Below are 9,962 nucleotides of genomic sequence, written 5' to 3' on the forward strand. Positions count from 1 at the left end.
GCGCAGAAACCCCTAAAAATATGGGGAAAACGTTGCTTTTTTGCGTCAGAGGAAGGCAGTTTCATCGAAGGAACGCAATTTCCGGCTGTGCAAACGCTCTAACGGCATGCCACGCAGGTGCTCCATGGCGCGTATCCCGATCATCAAATGACGGCTGACCTGGGTGGTATAAAAGGACGACGCCATGCCCGGCAGCTTCAGTTCGCCGTGCAGAGGTTTGTCCGACACACACAACAATGTGCCGTAAGGAACGCGGAAGCGATAGCCGTTCGCGGCGATGGTGGCGCTTTCCATATCCAGCGCGATGGCCCGCGACTGGCTGAGGCGCTGAACCGGTCCGGATTGATCGCGCAGTTCCCAGTTGCGATTGTCGACCGATGCAACTGTTCCCGTCCGCATGATCCGCTTCAGTTCATACCCTTCCAGCTCGGTCACCTCGGCCACGGCGCGTTCCAGCGCGACCTGAACTTCGGCCAGGGGCGGGATGGGCACCCAGACCGGCAGGTCATCATCTAGAACCTTGTCATCACGTAGATATGCATGGGCCAGAACGAAATCGCCCAATGCCTGCGTGTTACGCAATCCGGCGCAATGGCCAACCATCAACCACGCGTGCGGGCGCAGAACCGCGATATGGTCGGTCGCAGTTTTCGCATTCGAGGGACCGACACCGATGTTCACCAAAGTAAGACCCGAACCATCTTCACGCTTCAGATGATAGGTTGGCATTTGCGGCAGTTTCAGCGGTTGCTTGATTTCTGCGTCCGGCTCCGTGATCTCAACATTCCCGGTCGAGACAAAGCTGGTATACCCGCTGCTAGGATCAGCCAACTGCTCACGGGCGTAGTTTTCGAATTCCGAGACATAGAACTGATAGTTCGTGAACAGAACGTGGTTCTGAAAATGCCGGGCATCCGTCGCTGTGTAATGTGCCAGTCGCGCAAGTGAATAATCGACGCGCTGGGCAGTGAACAATGACAAGGGCCCGACGGCGTCTTCATGATCGTGCACGCCGTTAACGATGTCGTCATTCGTGGTGGTCAGATCCGGCACGTCAAACACATCGCGCAGGGTGAAAGCAGCCGCCCCCTGATGCGGCACAACCAGACCTGACGTATTCGCCACGGCAAAATGCACCGGAATAGGTGTGTCCGACGCTGCAATCGTCACCGGTTGGTCGTGATTCTTGATCAACAGGGCAATCTGTTGAGTCAGGTAGGACCGGAATAAATCCGGGCGCGTTACGGTTGTAGCGTGAACACCGGGCTCCGCCACATGCCCAAAACTCAGGCGGCTGTCGACTTGAGCATAGGTCGACGTCTTTATGCGAATCTCGGGGTAATAGGCTCTGTATCTGGCGGTTGGTGCTCCATTTTGCAGTACCTTCGAGAAGCTGTCGCACAGAAATTCTGTTGCTTGAGTGTAAAGCTCCTCCAGTCGCGCAACTGCGGCTGCGGGATCGGTGAACTGTTCTGGCGAAAGGGCTTCAGGTGTCAGGAGTGTCGTCATGCCAAGGGTTCCAGAAGATCAATTTTTTTGAATGTGCGCACGTCAACCAGCCCGAGATCAGAGATCCTGAGTTCCGGTATGACGACCAACGCCAGCAGCGAATGTTGCATATATGCGTTGTTCAGATTGCAGCCACATTCCTGCATGGCCTGAACCATCCTGTCCGCCTTGGCCGCAACTTCAGCGGCCGGGCTGTCGGACATCAGACCGGCAATGGGAAGTTCGACCATCGCCAGTTCCTGGCCGTCCCGGAAGATCGTGATGCCGCCACCCACCTCGGCCAGTCGATTCGCGGCCAGCGCCATCTGTTCACGGTCCGTGCCGACGACGATCATGTGGTGACTGTCATGTGCCACGGTCGAGGCCATGGCCATTTTTCCCTGATATCCAAACCCCGAGACAAAGGCATTGGTGACGCCCCCTGTCGCCCGGTGTCGTTCGACCAGTGAGATCTGACATACGTCACCCTCACCTTCAACAAGCCCGCCGATAATCGGCAATTCGGCTTTCAGCGCTTTAGTGGGGGCCTGGTTTTCTACCACGCCAATGACGTTGGCCCTTACCTTGTTTGCGCCCTTCGGCGCCGTGATCTCAAAATCGGTCGAGGTCAGCGCATGCTTCAGATGAACCGTGCGACGTGCTTTGTCGGGCCAGTTTAGATGGGGGCAATCAACCTTGATCACCCCGTTTTCCGCGACAACCTGCCCGCGCGCTATGACCAGTTCGACCGGCAATTCGGTCAGGTCAGAGCTGAGGATGATATCCGCCCGTCGTCCCGGCGTGACCGATCCGATCTCGCGTTCCAGACCGAAATGCGTGGCGGTGTTGATTGTGGCCATCTGCACGGCCACAAGCGGGTCACAGCCACAGGCAACGGCGTGGCGCACGACGCGATTCATATGCCCTTCATTGACCAGCGTTGCAGAGTGGCAGTCATCCGTGCACAGGATGAAATTGCGCGCATCCAGACCTTTTTCGGTTACTGCGGTAATCTGGCTTTCAACGTCATACCAGGCCGAGCCCAACCGCATCATCGAACGCATTCCCTGTCTGACCCGTGCGATGGCATCCGCTTCGCAGGTGCCTTCGTGGTCATCGGCAGGTCCGCCAGCCACGTAAGCCGCAAAATCAGGCCCTAAATCAGGGGATGCGTAATGCCCGCCAACAATCTTTCCTGCCCGCTGCGTGGCCGCAATCTCGGCCAGCATTTTGGGATCGCCGTGAATCACGCCGGGGAAGTTCATCATTTCACCCAAGCCGATGATCCCGGGCCAGTTCATCGCCTCGGCGACGTCTTCGGGGGTGATTTCATAGCCTGTCGTCTCTAACCCCGGTGCAGAGGGTGCGCAGGAGGGCATCTGAGTGAAGATGTTGACCGGCTGAATCATTGCTTCGTCATGCATCATGCGCACACCATCCAGCCCCAACACATTGGCGATCTCGTGCGGGTCGGTGAACATACTGGTTGTGCCATGGGGGATCACCGCGCGAGCAAACTCGGCGGGGGTCAGCATCCCCGATTCGATGTGCATATGCGCGTCGCATAAGCCGGGCAGGATATAGCGGCCTTGCGCGTCGATAACCTGTGTCTCTGGTCCGGTACAATGCGAGGCGTCTGGACCGACAAATGCAATCCGGCCTGCGGCAATTGCAACAGAATGGTTCGGCAGCAGTTCGCGGCTGTGCACATTTACCCAAGTCCCACCCGTTATTACCGTATCTGCTGCCTCACGTCCGGCAGCAACTGCGATCAATCGGGGGGCGACATCGGGCCAAGTTGGGAAGGGTGTGTTTTCCATGGCTCAACTTTCACGAATGCGCGCGCGGGTGCAACCCCGGTTCTTCACTACTGCCGACGGATCACAATCCTGCAAATCTGCCCAACCCGGCCATCGAAAGCTGACATAGGTGCCGACAGCGCCCAGGAACCCGTCGAGTTTACGTTTCGGACCCGAATTCTCGCCGTATCCAGTTCGCAAAGGTGACGGCCCCGGGCGTATCCTCAGCCTGAGGGGAGAGCAGCAGATAATACGCCTCGGGCATCGGGGCGCGATGCTCAAATGGTGCGATCAGCCGCCCCTGATCGACCAGGTGACCCGCGATGGTGTCATGGGCCAGGCACAGGCCACCTCCGGCCATCGCGGCTGACAAACAAACCAGATAGGTTGTCGCGTAGGTAATAGAAGGATTCTGCCAATTCAGACCCTGATCTTCCGCCCATGTCGCCCAGTTGGTCAAAAGGTTGGAACAGTCGAACAGGGGTTTTTCCTGAAGGTCTTGCAGACACACCTGATATCCCGGCGCGCAGACGGGATAGTAATATTCAGAGCGCAGCATTTCTGTCCGGGTCGTATCCGAGGGTCGAAGGGAAAACCTGATTTCGACCGCTGCGCCTTCGGCCATCTCGCGCGGTTCCCACAGTTCGGTGAAGATGTTCAGCTGAACATCCGGGTGTTCAGTCCGAAATAACGGCAGGCGCGGGGCCAGCCAGTTCACGGCGAAACTGATGTTGCACTGAACCTGTACCGCGTTCTGTTGCGCGCCAGTAACCGCCTGAGTGCCCCGTATCAGCGTCCGAAACGCTTCGCGCACTACCGGCAAATAGGTGATCCCGGCCTCTGTCAGCTCAAGCGCCTTCGGGCGTCGCAGGAACAATGGCTGACCCAGATGACCTTCCAGCGATTTGATCTGCTGACTGACCGCACTTTGCGTCATGTTCAGATCCCGCGCCGCGTCGGTGAATGACAGATGGCGGGCTGCGGCTTCGAATGTGCGCAGCCAGCCCAGCGGGGGAAGCCTGTTTTGCATCGACATAACTCCGGCATAAGTTCAGCTAATGGGATAGTTGCGTTTTTTTCGTTGGTCAAATTGCTGGACCAAATGCAGGCTTTGGTCATTCGCAGTTGTCAAAGGACTCCACACATGAGCCTCACTAGCCTTCGCCCCAATATCGATCATTGGTCAGAACGTGTGGACATGGCCGCAACCTTTCGCTGGACAGCCCGGCTGAATATGCACGAAGCCGTTGCCAACCATTTCAGCCTTGCTGTGAACAAAGACGGGACGCAGTTCCTTATGAACCCCAATCAGGCGCATTTCTCGCGTATTCGCGCGTCTGATCTGTTGCTGTTGAACGCCAACGATCCGGATGTGATGTCACAGCCCGGTGCACCTGATCCCACGGCCTGGGGCCTGCACGGCTCGATCCATCGCCATTGCCCACACGCGCGCTGCGTCATGCATGTGCATTCGATCTTTGCAACTGTTCTGGCCTCACTGGCCGACAGTACGCTTCCGCCAATCGATCAGAACACTGCGACCTTCTACAATCGCTACGTTGTTGACGAAGAATTTGGCGGGTTGGCTTTTGAAAGCGAAGGAGAGCGGTGCGCCGGGATGCTGGCTGATCCGAAAAAGAAGGTCATGATCATGGGCAACCACGGGGTTCTGATTACGGGCAGTGACCCGGCGGATACCTTTAACAGGCTCTACTATTTCGAGCGCGCTGCCGAAACATACATCCGGGCACTGCAAACAGGTCTGCCCCTGCGGGTGCTGTCGGATGAGATTGCCGAGAAAACAGCGCAGGAACTGGACGACTACCCTGATCAGGCCGAAGCGCATCTGCGAGAGATCAAGGCAATACTCGATGCAGAAGGCTCGGATTACGCAACCTGATGCAAGACAGAGTGACCGACATGCGAGATACCGCGCAGGACCCCGAAGCCGCACGCTGGCATTACCACCCCGACGGGCCAGTAGGCCTCAATCCGCTGTTCAGTTGGCCGCCGCGCCCATCCGCCGTGCTGAAATGGTACCGCGGAGCGTGGTTGCAAATCACCGCCCTGACCCTGTGCATGACTTTGGCCGTCATCGCCTATGCGTTCTTTTTCCCTGCATTAGAGACGATGAAGAGCTTTGCACCCGGCTGGATGTTCAGGATTTGGTTGCTGAACATGGTGCCGCAAACTCTGATAGCAGGAAGCCTGCACTGGTGGCTGTACATGCGCAAAGGGCAGGGGATGTACAAAAAGTTCGATCGAAGAGACCTGACGCGGGACAACGGAACATTCACATTCCGCAATCAGGTCTGGGATAATATCTGGTGGACGCTGGGCAGCGCCATGACGGTGGCGACCATTTACCAGTGGGTCATCTTTTGGGCGATGGCAAATGGCTGGGTTCCGACGATTACCTGGGCCAGCGCGCCGGTGTGGTTTGTGGTTTGGATGCTGTTCATTCCCATGTGGTCCGGCCTGCATTTTTACTGGGTGCACCGGCTGGAACATCATCCCAGGCTTTATAAACATGTGCACGCGGTCCATCACCGCAATGTCAATACCGGGCCGTGGTCAGGGATTTCGAATCACTGGTATGAAAACATGCTGTATTTCACGACGTATTTCATCCACCTGATCGTGCCATCCCATCCGCTGCATGTGTTGTTTCACAGCTCGTTCCAGCAGGTCAGCCCGATACTGTCCCATTCTGGGTTCGAGAAGATAAAGGCCGGTGAGACCGAAGCCGCGCGGGCGGGCGACTTTTTTCACCAGCTCCACCACCGGTATTTCGAGTGCAACTACGGCACATCCGAAATTCCTTTCGACAAGTGGTTTGGCACCTATCACGATGGCTCGGCCGAGGCGACGACACGCACACGTGCCTACAAAAAGCAGATGTACACCTGACGCGGCTGGACCTGTCCGGGGCCTAAACCCGTTCGAACAATGCAATGAAGGCCGTGTCATCCTTGTTTGGACCCGCGGCAAGATCACCGTAGATGCGAACCTCGGGCAGGGTCAGGTTGCGAATCTGATCCTGTTCCAGTTCGTGCAGCTTGCCCTTGAAGCCCATCTTTTCGAAATGGTGGGCGTTTATTGACAGGGCGAACGTCGCGCCTGACCGTGCGACGCGAAGCAGGGCGGGTAATACTTCGGGACCCAGATGGCCATGCGTGAACGTGCCAGATGACACGATGCCGGAGTAGCTGTCAGGCGGAACCGGGATGCCATGGGTCAGGTCAGCCTCGATCGCGTCCCGGTAGATATCCTTGCGCATAGCCTGTTCCAGCATTTCCGAACTGATATCCGTGGCATCAATCGGCCCAACGCCAAGCCCAGACAACACCGCGCCGCACAGGCCCGTTCCCGCACCGACATCCAGAACCGGCCCCTGACCGCCCGCGCCCACAAACGCCCGCGCGGTATGGATATGAAGCTGATAATCCTCACGCGCGGCAAAGCTGTCGTCATAATCCCCGGCCCATTCCGCATAAAGGCGTTTGTTTTCGTCCGGAGAGCTCAGTGCGTAGGCAGAATGCAGGTCTGGTTTCTTTTTGCTCATATCCACAGAAAGGCGCATCAGAAGATTCGATTCAAGTGCGTCCATGCGGCGCTTGCATCCCGATGCGCTGAAGCCCATCAACGGGGCATGACCAAGACACTCTTCTCATTTGGCCACGGCTATTCTGCGCAGGCCCTTTCCCGAATTCTTGCCCCGAAAGGCTGGCAGATTTTTGGCACCACACGAGATGGCGAAGGCGCAGATGCGATACGTGCCTCTGGCGCGGACCCGCTGATCTGGCCCGGTGAGGTCCCAAATCTGGATGGGGTGACGCATTTGCTGATCTCGACGGCACCGGGCGAGGCGGGCGATCCGGTACTGGCGGCAATGGGCGATGAGATCCGAAAGCGGGCAAGTCAGTTCACATGGGTGGGCTATTTATCGACAACGGCTGTTTATGGCGATCATCAGGGCGGCTGGGTTGACGAAGACACCCCGCCAACACCGACCGCCAAGCGTGGAAAGTGGCGCATGCTGGCTGAAGAGCAATGGGCGGCTGTGCCGGGCCTGCCTGTTCACATCTTCCGTCTGGCAGGGATATACGGCCCAGGTCGTGGGCCGTTCTCCAAGCTCACACGCGGTGGGCTGCGGCGCATCATCAAGCCGGGGCAAGTGTTTTCGCGTATCCACGTGGATGACATTGCGCAGGTTCTGCAAGCCTCGATGACAAGGCCGAATCCGGGCAGTGTTTACAACGTATGCGACGATGAACCTGTCCCGCCACAGGATGTCATCGGGTATGCCGCCGAATTGCAGGGGCTTCCTCTGCCCCCGGCGGTTTCATTTGACAAGGCTGACCTGACACCGATGGCGCGCAGTTTTTATAACGAGAACAAACGCGTCCGAAACGACCGGATCAAGGATGAGTTGGGTGTCGAATTGATCTATCCAAACTACCGGGTGGGGTTGGAGGCGCTGATGAAGGACCGGTAGGTTCTTTACTGCGCGGCTGCTTTAATCATATCCGAGGCTTTTTCCGCGATCATTATTGTTGGCGCGTTTGTGTTTCCCGATACCAGCGTTGGCATCACCGACGCATCAACCACGCGCAGCCCCTCGATCCCCCGCACCCGTAGTTCAGGATCCACAACCGCCAGATCGTCGGTGCCCATCTTACAGGTGCCAGCCGGGTGATAGATCGTGTCGGCACGGGCGCGGATATGCCCCTCCCAATCGGCGTCCGATTTCGCCGTATCCGTTCCGAACATCTCTTTGTGCCGATATTTGGCCAAAGCCGGCGCTTGCAGGATGTCTCGCGTCATTCGCGCGCCTTTGATCATGGTGTCCAGATCTCGTGCATCTGAAAGAAACCCCGGATCGATGACAGGCATTGCCATTGGGTCCGCGCTGCTCAGGCCAACAGTTCCCCGACTTTCCGGGCGAAGCTTGCAGATATGACAGCTGTACCCGTAACCGTAATGCAGCTTGCGGGCGTGATCATCGACCATTGCGATGGTGAAATGCAGCTGGATATCCGGGCGTTTCAACTCGGGTGAGGTCTTCAGAAACGCCGCTCCTTCGGCAAACGGTGTGGCCGCCATTGACACACCGGTCTTGCGCCACTGACGGATGTGCTTCAGCAGTCGCACCGCTGCTGTCGCGCCGATCCCAAAGTTGTTCGTGTCTTTGGTTCGGTAGGTCAGCGTAAAGTCGAGGTGGTCCTGCAAATTCTGCCCCACACCCGTCAGTTCATGCAGAACAGCGATCCCGTGCGTTTCAAGATCAGCGCTTGCTCCAATCCCTGAGACTTGCAGCAGTTGAGGTGTTTTTAATGCTCCCGCGCACAGGAGAATCTCGCGCGTGGCGGTAACGGTGGTGTCTGCCTTTTTGCCTTTGACCCTGAAAACAACGCCAGTTGCGCGCTTACCCTGAAAGACCAGCCTTTTCGCATAGGCATGTGTAATGACCGTCAGGTTCGGGCGGTTGGCAATCGGGAACAGGTAACCCGCAGCCGCTGAGCACCGCTCTCCATTCTTTGAAGGGTCATGATACTGCGTTACCTGGTACACCCCGACACCTTCGTTATCGCCTCGGTTGAAATCTTCAGTGTGGCGATGTTGGAGTTGCTGCGCGGCTTCAATGAACGCGCGGGTGATTGGGCGAGGTTCTTTTTGCTGTGACACCTGTAACGGGCCTTTGTCACCATGCCAGCTGTCTGCACCAAGCTCATTGTTCTCGGACCGTTTGAAATACGGCAATACGCTGTCCCAATCCCAGCCGTCGCAGCCCAGATCGGCCCACCCATCATAATCCTGCCGCTGACCTCTGACATAAAGCATCGCGTTGATCGCGCTCGAACCACCCAGTGCTTTACCGCGGGGTTGATACCCCCGGCGTCCGTTCAACCCACGTTGCGGTATGGTTTCAAAAGCCCAGTTGTTGATCTTGGGGCGTCCCGGAAGGGTTGCCACGACAGCTGCCGGCACCCTGACTGTCAGGCCCTTTCCGTTCCCACCTGCTTCGAGCAGGCAAACGCGTGAAGCCGGGTTCTCGCTGAGGCGGTTTGCAAGAACGGATCCTGCCGACCCGCCGCCCACGATGATATAGTCGAACTGCATGCTGGCTTCCCTACTATCAGAACCATAATGCGCTGGTCCGCTGTTCGTCATCCGAGCCAGGCTTCCCTGAGACTGCGTCAATAGAGTGAAAAAACAATTGTGACCTGAAGTCAGTTTCCAAGTGTTCTTCGACATTCAGCGAAACGGTACGCCCGCGTCGATCGAAAGACTCAAGACGGATATCAATGTCGTCGTTCGCTGTCGGGGCCAACGATTCCAGCCAAAGCGCAGATTTCACCCACTTCTTCTGATGAGCCTGCACCTGAAGTGGCTGGCGGAAATCGCGAAATAAACGTGTAAACATCTGAGTTATAATAATTAATTTAGAATTTAGTGAGAAAAGCAAAGTTTTTTCAAAATGGGGCTTGCGGGTGGGGAGTCTAATCCGTAAATACCCCTTCACCGGCGCAGCTGAGGTTGGCCTGACGGACTGGAAAGACGGTTGAGACGCACCGGAGAGACGGTGGGCATCTGAGGTTGAGGTTTAGGCGGTTGCGCTAAGGGATTGGCGTTACGGTCTGGTTTTTGGCTCTGGGTGTTTTGTTCTTTGAC

Annotated in this window: 8 protein-coding genes; 3 read left to right on the forward strand and 5 right to left on the reverse strand. The window is 57.0% G+C overall.

Features of this window, described 5'->3' with window-relative positions:
- Positions 1 to 45: 45 nt before the first annotated feature.
- From ACR3FC_RS09945 to ACR3FC_RS09955, 3 genes are all read right to left on the reverse strand, one after another.
- On the reverse strand, positions 46 to 1,509 hold the full coding sequence (locus ACR3FC_RS09945) for an AMP nucleosidase (protein WP_480474616.1): 1,464 nt from the start codon (positions 1,507 to 1,509) through the stop codon (positions 46 to 48).
- Positions 1,506 to 3,308: an adenine deaminase gene (gene ade / locus ACR3FC_RS09950; protein WP_480474618.1), complete on the reverse strand. Its 1,803-nt coding sequence runs from the start codon at positions 3,306 to 3,308 to the stop codon at positions 1,506 to 1,508. The genes ACR3FC_RS09945 and ade overlap by 4 nt, the downstream gene beginning before the upstream one ends.
- A gap of 139 nt (positions 3,309 to 3,447) precedes the next feature.
- Entirely contained in the window at positions 3,448 to 4,317 is an 870-nt protein-coding gene (locus tag ACR3FC_RS09955) for a LysR family transcriptional regulator (RefSeq protein WP_480474620.1), read from the reverse strand.
- Positions 4,318 to 4,431: 114 nt separating this feature from the next.
- Here ACR3FC_RS09955 and ACR3FC_RS09960 point away from each other — a divergent pair, with 114 nt between their 5' ends.
- A complete protein-coding gene (locus tag ACR3FC_RS09960) occupies positions 4,432 to 5,187 on the forward strand; it encodes a class II aldolase and adducin N-terminal domain-containing protein (protein ID WP_480474622.1) in 756 nt (251 codons plus the stop codon).
- Positions 5,187 to 6,197: a sterol desaturase family protein gene (locus ACR3FC_RS09965; protein ID WP_480474624.1), complete on the forward strand. Its 1,011-nt coding sequence runs from the start codon at positions 5,187 to 5,189 to the stop codon at positions 6,195 to 6,197. Before ACR3FC_RS09960 ends, ACR3FC_RS09965 begins: the two co-directional genes overlap by 1 nt.
- Before the next feature lie 22 nt (positions 6,198 to 6,219).
- On the opposite strand, the gene ACR3FC_RS09970 is transcribed toward ACR3FC_RS09965, so the two are convergent.
- Positions 6,220 to 6,852 (reverse strand): class I SAM-dependent DNA methyltransferase, encoded by a 633-nt coding sequence (locus ACR3FC_RS09970; RefSeq protein ID WP_480474626.1) that lies wholly within the window; start codon positions 6,850 to 6,852, stop codon positions 6,220 to 6,222.
- Between the two features lie 87 nt (positions 6,853 to 6,939).
- On the opposite strand from ACR3FC_RS09970, the gene ACR3FC_RS09975 reads away from it, so the two are divergent.
- Positions 6,940 to 7,785, forward strand: coding sequence for an SDR family oxidoreductase (locus ACR3FC_RS09975; protein WP_480474628.1), 846 nt, complete (start codon positions 6,940 to 6,942; stop codon positions 7,783 to 7,785).
- Positions 7,786 to 7,790: 5 nt separating this feature from the next.
- Here ACR3FC_RS09975 and ACR3FC_RS09980 read toward each other — a convergent pair whose 3' ends face one another.
- Complete coding sequence (locus tag ACR3FC_RS09980; protein ID WP_480474630.1) at positions 7,791 to 9,410, reverse strand: GMC family oxidoreductase; 1,620 nt, start codon at positions 9,408 to 9,410, stop codon at positions 7,791 to 7,793.
- Positions 9,411 to 9,962 lie beyond the last annotated feature (552 nt).

It is taken from the genome of Ruegeria sp. AF3 (assembly GCF_056536285.1).